Genomic DNA, 20,612 nt, shown 5'->3' with positions numbered 1-20,612 from the left:
CAAAGAACCCTGTGGGAGCTGGCTTGCCAGCGATGAGACCCTCAGCAACAACACAACTCCGGGACCAGAAACTCACATCCCATGCTGGCGAAGCAACTTTTCATAACTCCCATCCGCTTTCATCTCCGCTATGGCTTTATCAAACCCCGCGACAATCTGCTCATGCTGCGGATTCTTCAGGCTTACCAGAATGTGCAGGCTGTTCTCACTCAACGGCTTGGGTAGAAACTCCACCGAATTGCGCACCTTGGCGGATTCCCGCGCCAGGTAATACTTCGCCACATATTCATCCTCCAGCGTCAACTTGACCCGATCCGCCGCGAGCATGCGCACGGCCATGGCGAAGTTATGCACAGGGACTTTCTGCAACGCCGTGTCGGCATCGAACGGCGCCGAATAGGCGTAGCCACGCACCACCGCAATCGGATAGGTGTGCAATTGCTGCAGATTGCTGTAATCGAGTGGTGTGTCTTTGCGCTTGAGAAAGCGGATGCGGTTGAGCAGGTATTCCCCGGAAAACTGGCCAAGCCTGGTTCGTTCGTCGTTGTACCAAGCGTTGACCAGCACATCGTAGCGACCCTCACCGACGCCAAGCAGCGCCCGCGCCCACGGCACCTGCTCATAACCGCTGGCATAGCCGGCCCGGGCGAGTGCGGTGGTGACAATGTCGGTAGCCAGACCGCCGTTGACTAGCGTCTCGTCGGTAAAGGGTGGCCAGATATCAAACACCAGTCGCAGCTTCTCCGCTGCAGCGGTCTGAGCCAGCAAGAGCAATCCGATCAAAGCAAAGGCTCGATGCAAACGCGGCATGCTTGAAATCCTTAGCGGGCACATTGCCCAGCATGTTTTCAGCCAAAACCCCAAGGCCCCTTACCGGCAAAACCCAGGCCCTAACATTAGCTCATTGCAGCCAGTGCACAGGGCTCTCCAGCAGATTACACAAAGTCACCGAGGCTGCGAGAAAGGAATGATGGCATTTTGACCTTTGTCACAGACTCTTACGCCATACAGACATCTTTGCCGTGGGCGCTTAGTATCGGGCGACACGTTCAAGGAATCGGCAAATGACAATCGAATGGGTCTGCAAACATCACAGTGATCTGGGCAAGGAACAGCTGTACGCGCTGTTGAAGCTGCGCTCGGACGTGTTCGTCGTCGAGCAGAAATGCGCCTATCCGGACCTCGATGGCCAGGATCTGGAAGGCGATACCTATCACCTGATGGGTTGGGAAGATGACCAGTTGATGGCGTACCTGCGCCTGCTGGATCCGGAATCCCAGGGTGGCGACGTGGTGATTGGCCGGGTGGTTACCGCACCGCAAGGGCGCGGCAAAGGGCTGGGGCACGAAATGATGGAGCAAGCACTGAAACAGGCCGAGAAGCATTGGCCGCAAGTGCCGATCTATCTGTCAGCGCAGGCGCATTTGCAGGGGTATTACGGCAAGTACGGGTTTGTTGTGGCGGGTGAAGAGTATCTGGAGGATGACATTCCACACATTGGCATGCGTCGCTCCTGAACAACCCTCACCCTAGCCCTCTCCCAGAGGGAGAGGGGACTGACCGAGTTGTCGTGCGTCAGACATCGACCTGCAAAACCGAGTCGATTATGGATTCACAGCAACACTTTCAGGTCGGCGTACCTCTCCAATATCCCCCAATCGGCCCCCTCTCCCTCCGGGAGAGGGCTGGGGTGAGGGCATTTAGGGATACTCAAGCACAGCCTTGATCTGCCGCAAATTACGCTCGATCCACCCGCGATCAATCGCCCCCCACTCACGAATCCGATAGCGCCCGGCGTGATTACGCGCGCCCTCCTCCTGCTCGAATTCACAGACGATATCCAGATCCGCCAACGCGGCAATCGTGTCCTGCGCCGTGCGCCGGGGCATGCCGGTCACTTCGGTCAGCGTCGGCACACTCGGCGCCAGACCGCTGTCGATCAGGTACGCCACATACAAGCGGCGGTAGAAACTGCTTTTGGTCTTGCTGACGTCCATCCACACCTTCCTGGTTGCGTACTGTTAAGCCTGCATATCGCGCCATGTCAGGTACACGCGCAGATCAAACTCGACCTGGTGATACCCCGGCAGCATGTGCTCGCATAATTTATAGAACGCCTTGTTGTGATCCGACTCCTTGAAGTGCGCCAGTTCGTGCACCACGATCATTTTCAGAAAGTCCGGCGCGGCATCCTTGAACAACGAGGCGATACGAATCTCTTTCTTGGCCTTGAGCTTGCCGCCCTGCACCCGTGAAACCGTGGTGTGCAGACCAAGGGCGCGATGGGTCAGGTCAAGACGGTTGTCGAACAGCACTTTGTCGATGGCCGGGGCGTTGCGCAGGTATTCCTGTTTCAGATCCAGCGCGTAGCTGTACAAGGCCTTGTCGCTCTGCACGTCGTGTCGCCCTGAATAGCGTTGATTCAGGTATTCACCCAGACGCCCTTCGGCAATCAATTGGCGCACCTGATCCTGCAATTGCGCGGGATAGGCCTGGAGGTACTTCAACACTGTCATGGACGAGCGACACGGTTCGAAAAAGGTCTACCAGTGTAGCGAATTCAACCGGGTAGCGCGCTCCAGTCAAACGGTTCGGCGAAGCTGACCGCATCCTCGGCCATCAATGGCCGCGCGACGAGAAAACCCTGCACGTATTCGCAGCCGTGGGCTTGCAGCCATTGGTATTGCTCGATGGTTTCCACCCCTTCGGCAATCACCAGCAAGCCGTATTGCTTGCACAGACTGATCACCGTACTGACCAGTGAAGCGTCGCGTTTGGAGTCCGGCAATCGCGCAATGAGATGGCGATCGAGCTTGAGGGTATCGAGCTCCAGATCGCGCAGATGCGCCAGCGAACACGGCCCGGAACCGAAGTCATCCAGCGCCACCCGCACGCCCAGATTGCGCAGCAAACGCAGCTGTTTGCGGGTTTCGTCGGGATTTTGCATCAGCGCTTCTTCGGTGACCTCGACCTCCAGTTGCCGTGGCTGCAAGGCATGTCGCTCCATGACCTGGCGCAGTTCGGTGACCAGATTCGGCAGGCTGAACTGGGTATTGCTCAAACTCACGCCGAGCACCAGATCTTCGGCGAAGAGGGTTTCCCAGGCTTTACGCTGGCCGGCGCCGCGATGATAAATCCAACTGCCGAGGCGACTGATCAGCCGCGCCTCTTCCAGCAGCGGCAAAAACAATCCCGGCGGCACATCGCCGACACTCGGGTGCTGCCAGCGCAACAACGCCTCGAAGCCACGAATCTGGCCCGTGTCGATGGCCACTTGCGGCTGATAGACCAGATTGAAATCGCGATTCTCGATGGCCGCACGCACGCTCTCTTCGAGCATCAGTCGCGAACGTGCCCGGCCGTTCATTTCATGATCGTAGAAACGATATTGCTGGCGCCCGGCGCGCTTGGCCTCGTACATGGCGATGTCGGAGGCACGCAGCAATCCGTCGAGGTTCGAGCCGCAATCCGGATAAGTGGCGATGCCGATACTGGCACCGAGGGCGATGTCCAAGCCTTCGATCTGCTGACAGATAGACACCCGTTCGATGAGTTTCTCGGCAATCTTCGCCGCTTGTTCGGGGAACTCCAGGTCCAGCAGCGCGGTGAACTCATCGCCACCCATGCGCGCAAGAATGTCGAACGGCCGCAGGCAGGCTTTCAACTGCTCGGAGACCCAGCGCAACACCCGATCGCCAGCGTCGTGACCGAGGGAATCGTTGACCCGTTTGAAGCCGTCGAGGTCCAGATACAGCAACACCCAACTGCTGTCGCTGCGCTCGCCGCGTAGCAGCAGATTTTCAACAGTCTGGTAAAAGCCGCGACGGTTCAGCAAACCGGTCAGCGGATCGGTCACCGCTTGAAATTCCAGTTGCTGGTGCAAGTGCCGCACTACCGACATGTCCAGTACGGTCACCACCATCGCGTGTTGCTCGGAGGGCAGCGCGGCGCAGGACAGCGCAACCGGCACTTGCTGGCCGGGCGCGGTGCGCAGCAAAGCGTCGTGCAGCCTCAACGTCTCGCCACGCTTGTAGCTGGCATAAAACTCGGAATCGGCCCACAGCGGGATGTGCGGTTTCTGTAGAAAATCGAGAAATTCCTTACCTTCCAGTTCCTTCACCGGCGCATTCAGCAAGCGTGAAATCGCCGGGTTGGCGAAGCGGATCAAACCGTCCTCGCCCACCACCAATATCCCTTCGGCAGCGTTATCCAGCACCGAAGCATTGAAGGCGCGCGCTACTTCCAGGTCATGACTCAGGCGCTGCAACGCGCGGCGATTGCGCTGATGTTCCAGCAACGCTTGCACTTTGGGCTTGAGGATCTGCGGATCGAACGGCTTGAACAGGTAATCCACCGCGCCACTGGCATAGCCCTTGATCACGGCGTCCTGGGATTGCTCGTTGGCGGTCAGAAAGATAATCGGCGTCAGGCGCGTGCGTTGGCTGCCGCGCATCAACCGCGCCACTTCAAAGCCGTCCATGCCCGGCATCTGCACATCCAGCAGCACCAGATCGACGTCGTGAGAGAGCAGAATATTCAGCGCTTCGAAACCGGAAGCTGCGGTGAGGACGTGCCAATCCTGACGCTGCAGCAACGCGCGCATGCTGATCAGATTTTCAGGGTAATCATCAACGATCAAAAGGACAGAGCTGCCTTCACCTGGCGGGGGTTGCGCGCATTCCATGCTGCTTCTCTTGTCGGGACTTCAGGGCGATTCCGGTAAAACCGTACACACATCGAGCCTTCACTCTAGTCGTGGATCCGAAAAAGCAGAAGCTGTCATCAGGCCATCATTTAACCAAAGCGTGAGTTTGCCGACTAACGGTCACCGCTGAAGCCCCCGGAAACCGGCAGAGATGGCATTTCGACAGGATGTTGACGTCAATCATCTGCCAAACGGGCATTAACAAAAAATCCCTCTACGCTTATAAAGGCCGCCCCAAAACGTGCGGGCTAGAGCTTCTGGCACGTACGTGCAGTGAAACTTGAGTGGAAGAACCGACATGATCGATCTCGCAACCTGGAACCTCAGCGTTCCCGTTGGCAGCCCGCCATACACCGTCGAAACCTCCAAACTGGTGAACGGCTTCAAAGATCAGTACTTCCATTCCGACACCGGCACCTTGTTCTTCTGGTCACCGGTTACCGGGTCAAAAACCGAAAACGCCATCTACCCGCGCACCGAACTGCGCGAAACCTACAGCAACGGCACCCTGCGCAACTGGTATTACCCGGATGCCGACAATTCATTGCGCGCGACCGTCACGGTGAACAAAGTACCGAGCTCCGGCAAGATCGTCATCGGCCAGATTCATGCTTATGAAAGCCAGAAGCCGATGGTCAAACTCGAGTACCAGTACAAGACCAAAACCGAAACCGGCAACCTGGTGATCAAAGTACGCATGCACCCGGATGATGACGAAAGCCGCGTCATCACCCTGGCTACCGGGATCAAACTGGATCGCGAATTCAACTACCTCATCCACTTAAGCCCCGGCGGCGCATTGGGCATCAGTGCGGCGGGTTATCAGTGGGACTCACAGATCAGCGCGACATGGCGCAACAAGCCGTTGTACTTCAAGGCTGGGGTTTATGTGCAGGACAACACGGGGTACACCAGCGAAGGTGGCCAAGTGACGTTCAGCAAACTCGATATCGATCACGATAAATAGTGATACCAGCCAATCAAACACAAAAAAACCCGCCGTTCGGCGGGTTAATTATCTAAGTGAAACGATATGACTCAACGCGAAAACAACGTTACTTAACTCACTCGCCGACCAATATATTGCGAGTCAAGCAAAGGACTTTTATCACGATTGAGATCAAGATTGCGTCGGTGTTCACTTATACTTGCCCCTCCCATCTGCAACAGCTGCCTTAATCGCATTGGCAGTCGCTGCTCCGCCTCTTTGTTGAATTGAAATTTCAACCTTCTCAAAGCTAGCAATATTTTGATAAGGGACTGTTTGTTTTGGATCCGCCCCTAGCCCAATCAACAGAGAGGTTGCATCTTTCTTTTCCACTATCCCTTCTATCTCTACGCCAGCATTATTAATGACTTTATAACGTGCACCAAATGTAAAGCTTGCTGCGCTGATACTCATAGCCGTACTCCCTTACGATATTGAAGAAACTCTATCTTCAACTATAAAGAATCCCAAGACACCTGTAATTTCTGACAGGTTTTTATACGATTTTGGAATTACCACACTTCTAAATTGGCCGGTGGATAGCAAAACCCTGTACACAAAAGAGGCCAAGCGCACTATGGACCTGACGGACTGTATTCAACAACGTTGTTTAAGCCACCCAGCAGTTACTTCCGGATGCCTACAACAGCTTGCGTCGTTGCCTACGGGTACGCCAGAATCCGCCGGCTTGTGCGCCTGGCGGGCCATCGGTAACTTGATTCGCGTCACTGATTTCCAGTGATCGGGTTTAGTAGCCCGTGGTGTTTTTCAGTTTTGTGCAAAGCGCATCCGTCGGTGATTGCTGTCCGACTTGATGGTGGCTGTGTGCAGGGCGCTTCGGCGCGCCGGTTAATGCTGAATACTCCCCGGTCTACTAACCTGCGCACAGCTGCCACCCTTCTTTTAGTAGAGAAGACGAAGCGGCTCCATCAGGAGTTTTCAGCTAATGATCAAATCAACGCCACACCCGCCGGTCACTGACCCGGCCTCCCCGTACGAATCCCTCAATTCCAAAAAACTCAACGACGCCGCAGAGCGCGCCCTCGACCATTACCTCAAACCGTCCGCCTTCATCATGGCCAGCACGCATAAACCCGAGCCCATGTACCTCGCCAACCCGAAGTACAACACCGAATCCCTGCTGGCCAACGCCAGCGAAACCCTGGGTTCTGCCAGCGAAATGCTCAACAACTTCGCCGCCATGCTCGACACCTCACACCGCAAGACCGCGCTAGGCATCGCGCAAGTGGTCATGCTCGGTGAACTGGCGGTGAATCAGGCGCTGGATCACGTTGAACTGAAGGAATAGTCGTCCACAAACGGCCCGCCTCACCGCGGGCTTCTTGAGCCAATTAGATTAAATGTTCCGCATACGCTACATTGACATCAAAATGTGACGGTAGCGCAACATGGATTACTCTCTTTTAATTACCCGTCTCGGCATTCAATTACGTGAAAAACGTATAAATCGTGGCCTGACGCAGGCGCAGCTCGCCGAGCTGGCGGGACTGACGCGATACAAAGTCATCGCGGTGGAGAAAGGCACCCTTTCTGTCGGCATGATCGCTTACGCGCGGGTTTTGGCTGCGTTGGACTGCGAACTCTCGGTGGTTCCAGCAACGATGCCAACCCTTGAAGAGCTTGGAGATTTATTCGAATGAAAATGTCCTCTCTTCAAGTCAGTACCCTTGAGGGTAATAGCGGCAGACTGTTCAGCGATGCCGAGGATTTCACTTTCCGTTATCACGAAGATGCATCGCCACAAATGGCGATCAGCCTCTCGATGCCTGTGCGACATGACGAATTTCGTCGGCGCGAGCTGCACCCTGTTTTTCAGATGAACCTGCCAGAAGGCTATGTATTGGAGCAGTTGCGCAACCGCCTGGCCAAAACTGTGAACGTCGACCCAATGCTGCTACTGGCGCTTTCCGGCAGTACATCGCCCATTGGCAGGGTTCACGTACGCTCTGAAACCGTTGATGCCTTGTTGGAGGCGCAAGAATTTCCGGGAGAAAAACTCGAAGAGATTCTCACGTGGGACGGTACGGAAGATATCTTCGCCGACATGCTTGATCGCTACATCCTGCGGGCGGGCATTTCAGGTGTTCAACCCAAGTTGCTGGTGCCGGAGCGGCAAGAAATAGAATTGCCGAGAGTGACATCCAAAACCTCGGATCTGATCATCAAGAGTGGCAGAGACGAATTTCCGGGCCTGGCGATCAACGAATTCCTTTGCATGTCCATGGCGAAAGAGGCGGGTATTCCCGTTCCACCGTTTTACCTTTCCGACAACGCCAAACTGTTTGTCATGCGCCGCTTTGACCGCGACGACCAGCTCAATCCGATTGGGTTTGAAGACATGGCGGTGCTGATGGGGCTGTCGGCTAACCAGAAGTACAGCAGAAGTTATGCGGCAATCGCCAAGGCTGTTCGAGTGTTTTGTCCGGTGAGACACTGGCGTACGTCGCTTGATCAACTCTTCGATAGCATCGCCCTGAGCTGCATCGTCGGAAACGGCGACGCTCATTTGAAAAATTTCGGATTGCTCTATTCAGAACCCACGCAACGCGATGCGCATCTGGCGCCGGCTTACGACATCGTCAACACCACGGCCTATATTCCAGAAGATGTTTTGGCATTGGATCTGGCGGGCAACAAGTCAATGTTTGCCTCACGACAAGGTCTCCTGGAATTTGCTTATACCTGTGAAATCGACCAACCCAAGGAACGCATTCAGCATCTGCTTGCTTCGGTTGAAGCAGTGCTCAAGCGCTATCCCCAGTATCGTGAGCAGGCTCCTCATGTGGTCAACGCCATTGAGCACGCGGCAGCGCCATTTTCTCTGACTTTTGGATAGCGTTGTAACCACAAGAAATAACCGTCCACATCCGCCTAACGACGTTTTTTATCAGCAGTTTTAAACTACTCAAACTTAGCTAACCCTAGCCTTCAACTCCCCCTTCAGATAATGCTTATACATCGCTTCCAGCGAGATCTTACTTAAATAAATCCGCCAATTTTTGACACTGCCTATTTTTTGGCATCTCCTTATTTCACTTACAAAAAACGCATAACCCTTATAGTAAATAAATATTAAAAACTGTCATTTATTACAGGTGCTCGCATGAGCATAAAAAACTATTCTTATTGAAGCAACATGAAATAGAACAAGGCACACAATTAAATCTATTTCTTTTCGCACATCGAAACAAACCACAAGTCCACCATTCAAGGAGATAGACATGTCACACCCAATAAATGGCGATTACATCAATGGCGGCTACGACGTCGAGCAAGAGACTATTAGCTTTAGAATTTCCAGCCATGATGAAGCCAGTGGCAGATTCAGCGGGACATTAACTGAGTACAAGCCCAAACTCCCTACAGCCACCCAGGATATAAAAGGAGGGTTCAAATTTAATAGAGACACTAGTTCTACATCGTTTAGCTTCGAGACGCCTACAGACAACTGGGATTTGCAATCACCATACTTGGAGAGCCCGAATCAATTCGCGATAATGAACGCTACCCGCACCCCTAAAGACCAATCGCAACCGCCTCAAAAATTGGTTTTTCATAAAGCAGGGCCGCGCTCACGTACTTAGTCATTCTTACATTCACCAACGAAGTGCGCCTTCATGAAGGCGCATTTTCATCAGGCGAAACAGTCGCCCACAAAAAACCCGCCTCCCGGCGGGTTTCTTTTAAACCAGTTTAACGCTCAGGCTCAGTTTACCTTGGCGTTCAACTCACCCTTCAGATAACGCTGATACATCGCTTCCAGCGAGATCGGTTTGATCTTCGAAGCATTACCGGCAGTACCAAACGCTTCGTAACGAGCGATACAAACATCACGCATTGCAGTAACAGTCGCGCCGAAGAATTTACGCGGGTCGAATTCGCTCGGGTTGGTGGCCATCAGGCGACGCATCGCACCGGTGGATGCCAGGCGCAGGTCGGTGTCGATGTTGACCTTGCGCACGCCGTGCTTGATGCCTTCGACGATTTCTTCAACCGGTACGCCGTAGGTCTCTTTGATGTCGCCGCCGTATTGGTTGATGATCGCCAGCCACTCTTGTGGCACCGAGGACGAACCGTGCATCACCAGGTGGGTGTTCGGGATGCGTTTGTGGATTTCCTTGATGCGGTCGATGGCCAGCACGTCACCGGTAGGTGGCTTGGTGAACTTGTAGGCGCCGTGGCTGGTGCCGATGGCGATGGCCAGGGCATCGACTTGGGTGCGTTTTACGAAGTCAGCGGCTTCTTCCGGGTCGGTCAGCATTTGGCTGTGATCCAGAACGCCTTCGGCGCCGATGCCGTCTTCTTCACCGGCCATGCCGGTTTCCAGCGAACCCAGGCAGCCCAGCTCGCCTTCTACCGAAACGCCGCAGGCGTGAGCCATGGCCACGGTTTGTTGGGTAACGCGGACGTTGTAGTCGTAGTCGGTCGGGGTCTTGCCGTCTTCGCCCAGCGAGCCGTCCATCATCACCGAGCTGAAGCCCAGTTGAATCGAACGCTGGCAGACGTCAGGGCTGGTGCCGTGGTCCTGGTGCATGCACACCGGGATGTGCGGGAACTCTTCGATCGCGGCGAGGATCAGGTGACGCAGGAAAGGTGCGCCGGCGTATTTACGGGCGCCGGCCGAAGCCTGGACGATCACCGGGGAGTCAGTCTTGTCAGCGGCTTCCATGATGGCGCGCATCTGCTCAAGGTTGTTGACGTTGAAAGCTGGAACGCCGTAGCCGAATTCGGCTGCGTGGTCCAACATCTGGCGCATGCTGATAAGTGCCATTGTGTGTGTCTCTCCCGGTTGAGGGTCGTTAATCGTGCCAGCCTGCCGGAGCGGCGGCGGCTATTCAAGTGATTGCAGATCGGGGGTTGAGGCCCGGTCTGGTGATTCGATAAAGCAAATCTTGGAAACCTGCACAGTCCCTGTGGGAGCGAGCCTGCTCGCGAAAGCAATCTTGCAGTCAGCGATGCAGTGCCTGTCAGACCGCTTTCGCGAGCAGGCTCGCTCCCACATTAGAACTGTGGTGTGTCAATTACTGCGCTTTGCAGCCGCGGCCGATCAGGTCATTGGTGGCGACCCAGTACACCAGGCCTTCGTCACCCTTGACGTGAAACGCCAGCATGCCGTCGCTGTACAGCGTGCCCGAAGCGCCCGGCTCTTCTTTCAGGCGATAGACCTGGTCACCGCCACCCAGCCGAACGTCGACTTCCTTCTGGCCGGCATCGGCGTAACGCCACAGCACTTTGGCTTGGCTGTCGCAGGTCCAGGTGGTCCAGTGATCCGCCGGGGCGGACGACTGAAACAGGTTCAACTGCGCGCAACCGCCCAACAATGCCAACGCCGCAATGGCGATCAAGCCTTTCATCCGTGTTCCTCGACTGACGGCGCACGCCGCCAGCCCTGAGTTAAAGAGTCAGACCCGTCAAGGACAACCATGTTCCTTGGCCGGGGTTTGCGTCTCGTATTTGTCCAGACCGTCCGGCCCCGAACGCTTGTTCAGCACCGGGTTGGTTTCGGCCTGCCAGTCGGCCTGATAGCAGCCCTTCTGCGACTCGCTCGGCGCCGGCGTGGCTTCGGCCTTCGGGTTACTCCCGCAGGCCGCCAGCGTACCGGTCAGCAACAACAGCGCTAACGACTTGACCATGTAAACACTCCTTTGCCTGGCCAAACGGGCGGCCTCAGGCCTTGGCCCGGCTTTCCAGGACTTCAACGGCTGGCAGCACTTTGCCCTCGACGAATTCGAGGAACGCGCCGCCACCGGTGGAAATGTAGGAGATTTGCTCAGCCACGCCATATTTATCGATCGCAGCCAGGGTGTCGCCACCGCCGGCAATGGAGAACGCCGAGCTTTCAGCGATGGCCTGGGCCAGCACTTTGGTGCCGTTGCCGAACTGGTCGAATTCGAACACGCCGACCGGACCGTTCCACAGGATAGTTTTCGAAGATTTCAGCAGTTCGGCGAAGTTGGCTGCGGTTTGCGGGCCAATGTCCAGAATCATGTCGTCGGCAGCAACGTCAGCGATCAGCTTGACGGTGGCTTCTGCAGTTTCGGCGAATTCCTTGGCAACCACCACGTCGACCGGCAGTGGCACGCTGACTTTGGCAGCGATGGCGCGCGCAGTGTCGAGCAGATCCGGTTCGTAAAGCGATTTGCCAACCGGGTGACCGGCCGCCGCGAGGAAGGTGTTGGCGATGCCGCCGCCGACGATCAGTTGATCGCAGATCTGGCTCAGGCTGTTCAGCACGTCGAGTTTGGTCGACACCTTGGAGCCGGCAACGATGGCCGCCATTGGCTTGGCCGGCGCACCGAGGGCTTTGCCCAGTGCGTCCAGTTCAGCGGCCAGCAACGGGCCAGCAGCCGCAACCTTGGCGAATTTGGCCACGCCGTGGGTCGAACCTTCGGCGCGGTGAGCGGTGCCGAACGCGTCCATCACGAACACGTCGCACAGGGCGGCGTATTGCTGAGCCAGTTCGTCAGCGTTCTTTTTCTCGCCTTTGTTGAAGCGCACGTTTTCGAACAGCACGATGTCGCCGGCCTTGACGTCCACGCCGCCCAGGTAGTCAGCCACCAGCGGCACTTCACGGCCCAAGGCCTTGCTCAGGTAGTCAGCGACTGGCTTGAGGCTGTTCTCGGCGGAGAATTCGCCTTCGGTCGGACGGCCAAGGTGCGAGCAGACCATCACGGCCGCACCTTTTTCCAGGGCCAGCTTGATGGTCGGCAGCGAAGCCAGGATACGCGCATCGCTGGTGACAACACCGTCCTTGACTGGGACGTTGAGGTCTTCGCGGATCAATACGCGCTTACCTTGCAGATCGAGGTCGGACATCTTCAACACGGTCATGGGTCGCACTTCCTACGGTTTTTTTGAAGTTGCTGTTTGCAGATAGTGTTCTGCAACGTCCAGCATTCGGTTGGCAAAACCCCACTCGTTGTCGAACCAGGCCAGGATGTTCACCAGTTTGGGGCCGGAGACACGGGTCTGACTGGCATCGACGATGGCCGAATGTGGGTCATGATTAAAATCACAGCTGGCGTGGGGCAACTCGGTGTAGGCCAGCAGGCCTTTGAGCGGGCCGTTGGTGGCGGCTTCGCGCAGGATCCGGTTGACCTCATTGGCATCGGTCGCGGTGGCGGTCTGCATCGTGATGTCGAGGCAGGACACGTTGACCGTGGGCACGCGTACGGCTTTGGCCTGAATTCGCCCGGCAAGTTCCGGCAGCAGGCGCTCGATACCGCGCGCCAGACCAGTGGACACCGGGATCACCGACTGGAACGCCGAACGCGTGCGGCGCAGGTCTTCGTGGTGATAGGCGTCGATCACCGGCTGATCGTTCATCGCCGAGTGAATCGTGGTGATCGACACGTAATCGAGGCCGATCGCCTTGTCGAGCAAGCGCAACAGCGGCACACCGCAGTTGGTGGTGCAGGAGGCGTTGGACACCAGCAGTTCGTCGCCGGTCAGGCAGTCCTGATTGACGCCGTAAACGATGGTGGCATCGACATCCGCCTCGCTGGCCATCGGCTGCGAGAACAGCACGCGCGGCGCGCCGGCGTTAAGGAAACGCTGGCCGTCTTCACGGGTGTTGTAGGCGCCGGAGCATTCGAGCACCAGATCGACGCCCAGCGACGCCCAATCGATGCCTTCGGGGGTGGCACTGCGCAGCACCTTCACGCAGTCGCCATTAATATGCAGACAATCGCCTTCTACTCGCACTTCGCCCGGAAAGCGGCCGTGGGTGGAGTCGAAGCGTGTCAGGTATTCGATGCTGGCCATGTCGGCCAGATCGTTGATTGCGACAATTTCAAACCCGGCCTTCTCGCCTCGCTCAAACAACGCACGCAAGACGCAACGACCAATGCGGCCGTAGCCGTTGAGTGCAACTTTGTAAGGACGCGGTTGAGGCATGGGGTTCTCGATAGTGTTCGCTAACAACATAACCCCATGTAGGAGCTGCCGAAGGCTGCGATCTTTTGATCCTGTTTTTTAAGATCAAGATCAAAAGATCGCAGCCTTCGGCAGCTCCTACAGGGGAACGCGGTGGCCGGGGCCACCGCATTCGTACTGCTTAGTCTTCCAGCAGTTCTTCAGCCTGACCCAGGATGTTTTCCAGGGTGAAGCCGAACTCTTCGAACAGTGCCGAAGCCGGCGCCGATTCGCCGTAGGTGGTCATGCCGATCACGCGACCTTCTAGGCCCACGTACTTGAACCAGAAGTCGGCGTGAGCCGCTTCGATCGCGATACGCGCGCTGACCTGCAACGGCAGAACCGATTGCTTGTAGCCTGCGTCCTGAGCGTCGAACACGCTGGTGCACGGCATGGACACCACACGCACCTTGCGACCTTGCTCGGTCAGTTTGTCGAAAGCCTGAACCGCCAGGCCGACTTCCGAACCGGTGGCAATCAGGATCAGCTCAGGCTCGCCTGCGCAGTCCTTCAGCACGTAACCGCCACGGCTGATGTCGGCAATCTGGCCGGCATCGCGTTCCTGGTGCTGCAGGTTCTGACGCGAGAAGATCAGCGCCGATGGGCCGTCCTTGCGCTCCAGAGCGTTTTTCCAGGCCACAGCCGACTCCACGGCATCGGCTGGGCGCCAGGTGTCGAGGTTCGGGGTAGTGCGCAGGCTGGTCAGTTGCTCGATCGGCTGGTGCGTCGGGCCGTCTTCGCCCAGACCGATGGAGTCGTGGGTGTAGACATGGATCACGCGCTGCTTCATCAGTGCCGACATGCGCACCGCGTTGCGGGCGTATTCCATGAACATCAGGAAGGTCGCGCCGTAAGGCACCAGGCCGCCGTGCAGGGTCACGCCGTTCATGATTGCGGTCATGCCGAATTCGCGCACGCCGTAGTACATGTAGTTACCGCTGGCATCTTCAGCGCTGACGCCTTTGCAACCTTTCCACAGGGTCAGGTTGGAACCGGCCAGGTCAGCGGAGCCGCCGAGCAGTTCCGGCAGCAACGGGCCGAACGCGTTCAGGGTGTTCTGGCTGGCTTTACGGCTGGCGATGGTTTCGCCTTTGGCCGCAACTTCAGCGATGTAAGCCGAAGCTTTTTCCGAGAAGTCAGCTGGCAGCTCGCCGCTCAGGCGACGTACCAACTCGTTGGCTTCGGTCGGGAACGCAGCGGAGTAAGCAGCGAAACGCTGATCCCACTCGGCTTCGGCCGCGCGACCTTTTTCCTTGGCATCCCACTCGGCATAAATGTCGGCAGGGATTTCGAACGGGCCGTGGTTCCAGTTCAGCGCCTGGCGGGTCAGGGCGATTTCCGCGTCACCCAATGGCGCGCCGTGGCAGTCTTCTTTGCCTTGCTTGTTCGGCGAACCGAAACCGATGGTGGTCTTGCAGCAGATCAGCGTCGGCAGCGGGCTTTTGCGCGCGGTTTCGATGGCGGTCTTGATCTCTTCCGGGTCGTGACCGTCAACGTTGCGGATCACTTGCCAGTTGTAGGATTCAAAACGCTTCGGGGTGTCATCGGTGAACCAGCCTTCGACTTCGCCGTCGATGGAGATGCCGTTGTCATCGTAGAAAGCGATCAGTTTGCCCAGACCCAGCGTACCGGCCAGGGAAGCGACTTCGTGGGAAATGCCTTCCATCATGCAGCCATCACCCAGGAACACGTAGGTGTGGTGGTCAACAATGTCGTGGCCTGGACGGTTGAACTGCGCGCCCAGTACCTTTTCAGCCAGGGCGAAGCCCACTGCGTTGGCCAGGCCCTGACCCAATGGGCCGGTAGTGGTTTCAACGCCCGGGGTGTAACCGAATTCCGGGTGGCCCGGGGTGCGGCTGTGCAGTTGACGGAACTGCTTGAGGTCGTCGATCGACAGGTCGTAACCGGTCAGGTGCAGCAGCGAGTAGATCAACATCGAGCCGTGACCGTTGGACAGCACGAAGCGGTCACGGTCGGCGAACGATGGGTTGCTCGGGTTGTGCTTGAGGTAGTCGCGCCAAAGCACTTCGGCGATATCTGCCATACCCATAGGGGCACCGGGATGGCCGCTGTTGGCTTTTTGCACGGCATCCATGCTGAGGGCACGAATGGCGTTGGCACGCTCACGACGGCTAGGCATCGCTGATCTCCTGGGTTCTGGTAAGTCGAAACGGAAAAAAGGAGGGCATTTTCCCTCACCGGAGCGCCTCGGGGCAATGACAGATAGTCATCGGGGGGCGTTTTTCCAATGGATAGCGGCGCTTTCTGTTGGTGAAACCTTTCCGCTAGTCGTTTGTAGAGTTAACCGTCTCGTGAGAAGTGCCATTTATCGAGCAATATCAAAACTTTTTGATATTGGCCTTGCGATGATTTGCCCCCCTCTCTAGACTGCCAGCCCTATGAACTTACCCATGCCTTCCATTCGCCCTGACGATTGCGACGAGCTGGCGGCCCTGTGCAAGGCCGGCGGCGATCCGTTGCGGCTGAATGTATTGCGCGCGCTGGCCAACGATTCGTTCGGTGTTCTGGAGCTGGCGCAGATTTTCGGCATTGGCCAGTCGGGCATGAGTCATCACCTCAAGGTGCTGGCCCAGGCTGGTCTGGTGGCGACGCGCCGCGAAGGCAACGCGATTTTTTATCGCCGCGCCCTGCCCCACACCGAACTGCTGGGTGGCAAGTTGCACGCGGCATTGTTAGAAGAAGTCGACCATCTGGCACTGCCTGACGACGTGCAAGCACGCATCGAACAGGTTCACGGCCAACGTGCCGCCGCCAGCCAGGACTTTTTCGCCCGGGTCGCGGAGAAATTCCGTGCCCAGCAAGACTTGATCGCAGGCCTGCCGCAGTACCGTGACAGCGTGCTGGCCCTGCTCGACAAACTGAACTTCAATGGCGAAGCCACGGCCATTGAAGTCGGCCCCGGCGATGGTGCTTTTCTGCCGGAACTGGCCCGTCGCTTCGGCACCGTAACCGCGCTGGACAACAGCCCGGCGATGCTCGAACTGGCGCGTCAGGTATGTGAACGTGAACAGCTGGCTAACGTCAGCCTGCAATTGGCCGATGCATTGAATGGCACAAGCCTTACGGCCGATTGCGTGGTGTTGAATATGGTGTTGCACCATTTCGCCGCGCCGGCCGATGCGCTCAAGCATATGGCCAAGCTGCTACAACCGGGCGGTAGTTTGCTCGTGACAGAGTTATGTAGCCACAACCAGAGTTGGGCCAGGGAGGCCTGCGGTGATCTGTGGTTGGGGTTTGAACAGGACGATTTGGCCCGTTGGGCCACCGCTGCGGGACTCGTTCCCGGGGACAGCCTCTATGTAGGCTTACGTAATGGTTTCCAGATCCAGGTTCGCCACTTTCAGCGACCGGCTGGCGACACTCACCATCGGTAAATTCAGGAAAACATCGAGATGAGCGAATACTCCCTCTTCACCTCCGAGTCCGTGTCCGAAGGGCATCCGGATAAAATCGCCGACCAGATTTCCGATGCGGTGCTGGACGCCATTATTGCCCAGGACAAACACGCACGCGTTGCCGTGGAAACCCTGGTCAAGACCGGCGTGGCCATCGTTGCCGGTGAAGTGACCACCAGCGCCTGGGTCGACCTGGAGCAGATCGTTCGTGATGTGATTTGCGACATCGGCTACACCAGCTCCGAAGTCGGTTTCGACGGCGCGACCTGCGGCGTGATGAACATCATCGGCAAGCAATCCCCAGACATCAACCAGGGTGTTGACCGTGCCAAGCCTGAAGATCAGGGCGCCGGCGACCAGGGCCTGATGTTCGGCTACGCCAGCAACGAAACCGACGTTTTGATGCCAGCGCCGATCACCTTCTCGCACCAACTGGTGCAGCGCCAGGCCGAAGCCCGTAAATCGGGTCTGCTGCCTTGGCTGCGTCCGGACGCCAAGTCGCAAGTGACTTGCCGTTACGAAGGCGGCAAAGTTGTCGGTATCGACGCAGTTGTCCTGTCGACCCAGCACAACCCTGAAGTGTCGTACAAAGACCTGCGCGAAGGCGTGATGGAGCTGATCGTCAAGCACGTGCTGCCTGCCGAACTGCTGAGCAAAGACACCCAGTTCCATATCAACCCGACCGGCCAGTTCATCATTGGCGGCCCGGTAGGTGACTGCGGTCTGACCGGTCGCAAGATCATCGTCGACAGCTACGGCGGCATGGCCCGTCACGGCGGCGGCGCGTTCTCCGGTAAAGATCCATCGAAGGTTGACCGTTCGGCGGCCTACGCTGGCCGTTACGTGGCCAAGAACATCGTCGCTGCCGGCCTGGCCGAGCGTTGCGAGATCCAGGTTTCCTACGCGATCGGTGTGGCTCAGCCGACCTCGATCTCGCTGAACACCTTCGGCACCGGCAAGATCAGCGATGACAAGATCATCAAACTGGTCCGCGAAGTGTTCGACCTGCGCCCATACGCAATCACCACCATGCTCGACCTGCTGCACCCGATGTACCAGGAAACTGCAGCCTACGGCCACTTCGGTCGGGCGTCACAGACCAAGACCGTTGGCGAAGACACCTTCACCACGTTCACCTGGGAAAAAACCGACCGCGCCGACGCCCTGCGTTCTGCTGCTGGTCTGTAAGACTTCCCCGGCGGTACAAAAAGCCCCGCACGGTTCGCGCCGTGCGGGGCTTTTTCATGCCTGAAATACCTCCCTGTGGGAGCGAGCCTGCTCGCGAAGAGGCCAGCCGGACCAACATCACTTCCCGACCAGACACACCCCGCAAAACACCCCACCTGCCAAGCCCCCAATCGTCTTCTAACCTTCAAGCATTCCCCCTGAGCAAGGACGCTCACAATGCTTGTCACGCTGCGCCTGTTGTTGGTTTTCTTCACCGCCTGTACGGCCCTCAACACCCACGCCGACTGCCCGAAATGGCCGGCCACTCAAGCAAAAAGCGAAATCGCCACCCTGCAAAAACAGATCAACCAATGGGACGACGCCTATCACCGCGAAGGCCGCTCACTGATCGCCGACGAACTCTACGACCAGTCACTCCAACGCCTGAGCGCATGGCGTGAATGCTTCAGGCTACCCTCGCCCGTCGAACCTTTGCGCACGGCTTCAGGCACAGTCACCCACCCCATCGCCCATACCGGTCTGGATAAAATCCATAAAGCCGAGGCCGTGCAAGCATGGCTACGAGATCGTCAGGACGTCTGGGTTCAACCCAAAATCGATGGCGTGGCAGTGACGCTGGTTTATCGCCAAGGGATGTTGCAACAAGCCATCAGTCGCGGTGACGGGATCAGCGGACAGGACTGGACGACTTCAGCGCAAAGAATCAACGCCATACCTCAACGCCTGACGCAGCCGCTGGATCTGCTGGTTCAAGGGGAGCTCTATTGGCGCTTGAATGAACACGTGCAAGCCCGATCCGGCAGCGTCAACGCCCGTGCCGCCGTTGCCGGACTGATGAACCGCAAATCCTTCACGGCAGAACAGGCTGCCGGGATCGGACTGTTCGTTTGGGACTGGCCGCAAGGACCTTTGGATTTGCCCGAACGGATTTCACGATTGGTAGCGCTGGGCTTTGCCAAGACTGAACCGTATAGCCAGCCCGCCAGCGATTTCGCAGAGGCACAAAAATGGCGCGACCATTGGTATCGCTCGCCTTTACCCTTTGCCACCGACGGCGTGGTGTTGCGCCAGAGTCAGCGCCCGCCCGCCGAACGCTGGCAAGCTCGCGCACCGTACTGGGCGATCGCCTGGAAATACCCGTTTGCGCAAGCGTTGGCCGAAGTTCGCAAGATCAACTTCAAGATTGGCCGCACTGGCCGCATCACACCGGTGATCGAGTTGACCCCGGTCATGCTCGATGACCGAGAGATCAAACGGGTCAGTGCCAGCTCGTTGAAACGCTGGCAAGCGCTGGATATTCGTCCCGGCGATCAGGTGGCTATCAGCCTCGCCGGCCTGACCATTCCCCGACTCGACGGCGTTGTACTGCGGGCCGCCGAGCGGGCAGATATCGACATCCCCAACGCCGACGACTTCCATGCTTTGAGTTGCTGGCAACCGACTCCCGGCTGTGAAAGCCAGTTTCTCGCCCGCTTGACCTGGCTCAGTGGCAAACAAGGGCTGGCGATGCAGCATGTCGGTCGCGGCACCTGGGAGAAACTTTTCGAAACAGGCCGCCTGAATAACCTGCTGGATTGGCTGACCCTCGATGGGCCGGAGCTTGCTAACATTGCCGGCTTTGGCGAACGCAGCAGCGCCCGTCTGATGCACAGTTTTCACAGCGCCCGCCAACGGCCCTTCGCGCAGTGGCTCAAAGCCTTGGGCATACCGCCAACCGGTCAGGCACAACTGCCTGATTCGTGGCAGGCGCTGGCACAACGTGACACCGAACAATGGCAGGCAGAACCCGGTATCGGCCCCGGTCGCGCAGCGCAATTGAGCGCCTTCTTCCGCGACCCGCAGGTGTTAGCCTTGAGCGATACCTTGCGTACCGCTGGCATCGGCGGTTTCTGAGCACGCAATCCCGGTACGCCGGGAACCCAACCACTACCCAGGCGCTCCAACAGCGCAGTGCCGCCCCGACCCGATTGCCTTTGCACATGGAGCTTTTATGAAATTTCTCGCACCGCTCGCCATGCTGACCCTTTGCGGCGTGATGGCCGCCCCTGTGATGGCCGACGAAGACGCCCCGGGTCTGACCGGTTGCGCTGCCAAGAAGCAGGGCATCATGAATCAGATCGAACAGGCGAAATCGCGCGGCAATGCCGATCAGCAGGCAGGCCTGGAAACGGCCTTGCGCGAAGTGACCGAGCATTGCACCGACGCCGGCCTGAAGAAAGAGCGCGAAAACAAGGTGCTCGAAGCCAAACACGAAGTGAGCCAGCGCCAGGCTGATCTCGACAAAGCCATGAAGAAAGGCGACCCGGAGAAGATCAACAAACGCAAAGACAAACTCGCCGAATCGCGCAAAGAACTGCAGGATGCGCTAGACGAAATCGAT

General features: G+C 57.5%; 20 protein-coding genes. 9 read left to right on the top strand and 11 right to left on the bottom strand.

Annotation, left to right across the window (positions count from 1 at the left end; genetic code table 11):
* Nucleotides 1-72: 72 nt before the first annotated feature.
* Complete coding sequence (locus M9827_RS13950) at nt 73-810, bottom strand: substrate-binding periplasmic protein (RefSeq protein ID WP_250605856.1); 738 nt, start codon at nt 808-810, stop codon at nt 73-75.
* A gap of 254 nt (nt 811-1,064) precedes the next feature.
* On the opposite strand from M9827_RS13950, the gene M9827_RS13945 reads away from it, so the two are divergent.
* Entirely contained in the window at nt 1,065-1,517 is a 453-nt protein-coding gene (locus M9827_RS13945) for a GNAT family N-acetyltransferase (RefSeq protein ID WP_250605855.1), read from the top strand.
* A gap of 183 nt (nt 1,518-1,700) precedes the next feature.
* Here the strand turns inward: M9827_RS13945 and M9827_RS13940 are convergent, their stop codons facing one another.
* The 3 genes from M9827_RS13940 to M9827_RS13930 are packed head-to-tail and all read right to left on the bottom strand — an operon-like array spanning nt 1,701 to nt 4,684.
* Nucleotides 1,701-1,997 (bottom strand): winged helix-turn-helix domain-containing protein, encoded by a 297-nt coding sequence (locus tag M9827_RS13940; protein WP_007913779.1) that lies wholly within the window; start codon nt 1,995-1,997, stop codon nt 1,701-1,703.
* 24 nt (nt 1,998-2,021) lie between these two features.
* Nucleotides 2,022-2,516: a M48 metallopeptidase family protein gene (locus M9827_RS13935; protein WP_034153713.1), complete on the bottom strand. Its 495-nt coding sequence runs from the start codon at nt 2,514-2,516 to the stop codon at nt 2,022-2,024.
* 44 nt (nt 2,517-2,560) lie between these two features.
* Nucleotides 2,561-4,684 (bottom strand): putative bifunctional diguanylate cyclase/phosphodiesterase, encoded by a 2,124-nt coding sequence (locus M9827_RS13930; RefSeq protein ID WP_108225106.1) that lies wholly within the window; start codon nt 4,682-4,684, stop codon nt 2,561-2,563.
* A 319-nt stretch (nt 4,685-5,003) separates the two neighbouring features.
* Here M9827_RS13930 and M9827_RS13925 point away from each other — a divergent pair, with 319 nt between their 5' ends.
* Complete coding sequence (locus M9827_RS13925; RefSeq protein WP_137217412.1) at nt 5,004-5,672, top strand: polysaccharide lyase family 7 protein; 669 nt, start codon at nt 5,004-5,006, stop codon at nt 5,670-5,672.
* Nucleotides 5,673-5,843: 171 nt separating this feature from the next.
* On the opposite strand, the gene M9827_RS13920 is transcribed toward M9827_RS13925, so the two are convergent.
* Complete coding sequence (locus tag M9827_RS13920; RefSeq protein ID WP_250605854.1) at nt 5,844-6,107, bottom strand: hypothetical protein; 264 nt, start codon at nt 6,105-6,107, stop codon at nt 5,844-5,846.
* A 532-nt stretch (nt 6,108-6,639) separates the two neighbouring features.
* Here M9827_RS13920 and M9827_RS13915 point away from each other — a divergent pair.
* From M9827_RS13915 to M9827_RS13905, 3 genes are all read left to right on the top strand, one after another.
* The gene (locus tag M9827_RS13915; RefSeq protein WP_095121447.1) at nt 6,640-7,002 is read left to right on the top strand and encodes a DUF6124 family protein; all 363 of its coding nucleotides are present in this window, start codon (nt 6,640-6,642) and stop codon (nt 7,000-7,002) included.
* Between the two features lie 100 nt (nt 7,003-7,102).
* Nucleotides 7,103-7,354: a helix-turn-helix domain-containing protein gene (locus M9827_RS13910; RefSeq protein ID WP_186616169.1), complete on the top strand. Its 252-nt coding sequence runs from the start codon at nt 7,103-7,105 to the stop codon at nt 7,352-7,354.
* Complete coding sequence (locus M9827_RS13905; protein WP_250605853.1) at nt 7,351-8,550, top strand: type II toxin-antitoxin system HipA family toxin; 1,200 nt, start codon at nt 7,351-7,353, stop codon at nt 8,548-8,550. Before M9827_RS13910 ends, M9827_RS13905 begins: the two co-directional genes overlap by 4 nt.
* Before the next feature lie 870 nt (nt 8,551-9,420).
* On the opposite strand, the gene fba is transcribed toward M9827_RS13905, so the two are convergent.
* The 6 genes from fba to tkt form a co-directional block, all read right to left on the bottom strand.
* A complete protein-coding gene (gene fba, locus M9827_RS13900; protein ID WP_008081027.1) occupies nt 9,421-10,485 on the bottom strand; it encodes a class II fructose-bisphosphate aldolase in 1,065 nt (354 codons plus the stop codon).
* A 250-nt stretch (nt 10,486-10,735) separates the two neighbouring features.
* Nucleotides 10,736-11,068, bottom strand: coding sequence for an MliC family protein (locus M9827_RS13895; protein WP_250605852.1), 333 nt, complete (start codon nt 11,066-11,068; stop codon nt 10,736-10,738).
* Nucleotides 11,069-11,125: 57 nt separating this feature from the next.
* Nucleotides 11,126-11,347 carry a hypothetical protein gene (locus tag M9827_RS13890; protein WP_007913756.1) on the bottom strand — a complete coding sequence of 74 codons (222 nt, stop codon included), beginning with the start codon at nt 11,345-11,347 and terminating at the stop codon, nt 11,126-11,128.
* 34 nt (nt 11,348-11,381) lie between these two features.
* Nucleotides 11,382-12,545 carry a phosphoglycerate kinase gene (locus M9827_RS13885; RefSeq protein WP_090287056.1) on the bottom strand — a complete coding sequence of 388 codons (1,164 nt, stop codon included), beginning with the start codon at nt 12,543-12,545 and terminating at the stop codon, nt 11,382-11,384.
* Between the two features lie 12 nt (nt 12,546-12,557).
* The gene (gene epd / locus M9827_RS13880; protein ID WP_250605851.1) at nt 12,558-13,610 is read right to left on the bottom strand and encodes an erythrose-4-phosphate dehydrogenase; all 1,053 of its coding nucleotides are present in this window, start codon (nt 13,608-13,610) and stop codon (nt 12,558-12,560) included.
* Nucleotides 13,611-13,770: 160 nt separating this feature from the next.
* A complete protein-coding gene (gene tkt, locus M9827_RS13875) occupies nt 13,771-15,768 on the bottom strand; it encodes a transketolase (RefSeq protein WP_250605850.1) in 1,998 nt (665 codons plus the stop codon).
* A gap of 259 nt (nt 15,769-16,027) precedes the next feature.
* On the opposite strand from tkt, the gene M9827_RS13870 reads away from it, so the two are divergent.
* The 4 genes from M9827_RS13870 to M9827_RS13855 form a co-directional block, all read left to right on the top strand.
* On the top strand, nt 16,028-17,023 hold the full coding sequence (locus M9827_RS13870; RefSeq protein ID WP_250605849.1) for an ArsR/SmtB family transcription factor: 996 nt from the start codon (nt 16,028-16,030) through the stop codon (nt 17,021-17,023).
* 18 nt (nt 17,024-17,041) lie between these two features.
* Complete coding sequence (metK, locus tag M9827_RS13865; RefSeq protein ID WP_250605848.1) at nt 17,042-18,232, top strand: methionine adenosyltransferase; 1,191 nt, start codon at nt 17,042-17,044, stop codon at nt 18,230-18,232.
* 216 nt (nt 18,233-18,448) lie between these two features.
* Nucleotides 18,449-20,125, top strand: a complete 1,677-nt coding sequence (gene ligB, locus M9827_RS13860) for an NAD-dependent DNA ligase LigB (protein ID WP_250605847.1) — start codon at nt 18,449-18,451, stop codon at nt 20,123-20,125.
* A gap of 97 nt (nt 20,126-20,222) precedes the next feature.
* Nucleotides 20,223-20,612: DUF1090 domain-containing protein (locus M9827_RS13855; protein WP_250605846.1), on the top strand; the 390-nt coding region annotated here is incomplete at its 3' end.

Origin of the sequence: Pseudomonas sp. AKS31, from assembly GCF_023634765.1 — a bacterium.
Classification (GTDB): Bacteria; Pseudomonadota; Gammaproteobacteria; order Pseudomonadales; family Pseudomonadaceae; genus Aquipseudomonas.
This window is presented reverse-complemented; position numbering and strand designations above follow the sequence as displayed.

Bases quoted from the DNA above. Each gene is read 5' to 3' on its own strand.
- M9827_RS13950 (WP_250605856.1), bottom strand. From the start codon at position 810: ATGCCGCGTTTGCATCGAGCCTTTGCTTTGATCGGATTGCTCTTGCTG.
- M9827_RS13945 (WP_250605855.1), top strand. From the start codon at position 1,065: ATGACAATCGAATGGGTCTGCAAACATCACAGTGATCTGGGCAAGGAA.
- M9827_RS13940 (WP_007913779.1), bottom strand. From the start codon at position 1,997: ATGGACGTCAGCAAGACCAAAAGCAGTTTCTACCGCCGCTTGTATGTG.
- M9827_RS13935 (WP_034153713.1), bottom strand. From the start codon at position 2,516: ATGACAGTGTTGAAGTACCTCCAGGCCTATCCCGCGCAATTGCAGGAT.
- M9827_RS13930 (WP_108225106.1), bottom strand. From the start codon at position 4,684: ATGGAATGCGCGCAACCCCCGCCAGGTGAAGGCAGCTCTGTCCTTTTG.
- M9827_RS13925 (WP_137217412.1), top strand. From the start codon at position 5,004: ATGATCGATCTCGCAACCTGGAACCTCAGCGTTCCCGTTGGCAGCCCG.
- M9827_RS13920 (WP_250605854.1), bottom strand. From the start codon at position 6,107: ATGAGTATCAGCGCAGCAAGCTTTACATTTGGTGCACGTTATAAAGTC.
- M9827_RS13915 (WP_095121447.1), top strand. From the start codon at position 6,640: ATGATCAAATCAACGCCACACCCGCCGGTCACTGACCCGGCCTCCCCG.
- M9827_RS13910 (WP_186616169.1), top strand. From the start codon at position 7,103: ATGGATTACTCTCTTTTAATTACCCGTCTCGGCATTCAATTACGTGAA.
- M9827_RS13905 (WP_250605853.1), top strand. From the start codon at position 7,351: ATGAAAATGTCCTCTCTTCAAGTCAGTACCCTTGAGGGTAATAGCGGC.
- fba (WP_008081027.1), bottom strand. From the start codon at position 10,485: ATGGCACTTATCAGCATGCGCCAGATGTTGGACCACGCAGCCGAATTC.
- M9827_RS13895 (WP_250605852.1), bottom strand. From the start codon at position 11,068: ATGAAAGGCTTGATCGCCATTGCGGCGTTGGCATTGTTGGGCGGTTGC.
- M9827_RS13890 (WP_007913756.1), bottom strand. From the start codon at position 11,347: ATGGTCAAGTCGTTAGCGCTGTTGTTGCTGACCGGTACGCTGGCGGCC.
- M9827_RS13885 (WP_090287056.1), bottom strand. From the start codon at position 12,545: ATGACCGTGTTGAAGATGTCCGACCTCGATCTGCAAGGTAAGCGCGTA.
- epd (WP_250605851.1), bottom strand. From the start codon at position 13,610: ATGCCTCAACCGCGTCCTTACAAAGTTGCACTCAACGGCTACGGCCGC.
- tkt (WP_250605850.1), bottom strand. From the start codon at position 15,768: ATGCCTAGCCGTCGTGAGCGTGCCAACGCCATTCGTGCCCTCAGCATG.
- M9827_RS13870 (WP_250605849.1), top strand. From the start codon at position 16,028: ATGAACTTACCCATGCCTTCCATTCGCCCTGACGATTGCGACGAGCTG.
- metK (WP_250605848.1), top strand. From the start codon at position 17,042: ATGAGCGAATACTCCCTCTTCACCTCCGAGTCCGTGTCCGAAGGGCAT.
- ligB (WP_250605847.1), top strand. From the start codon at position 18,449: ATGCTTGTCACGCTGCGCCTGTTGTTGGTTTTCTTCACCGCCTGTACG.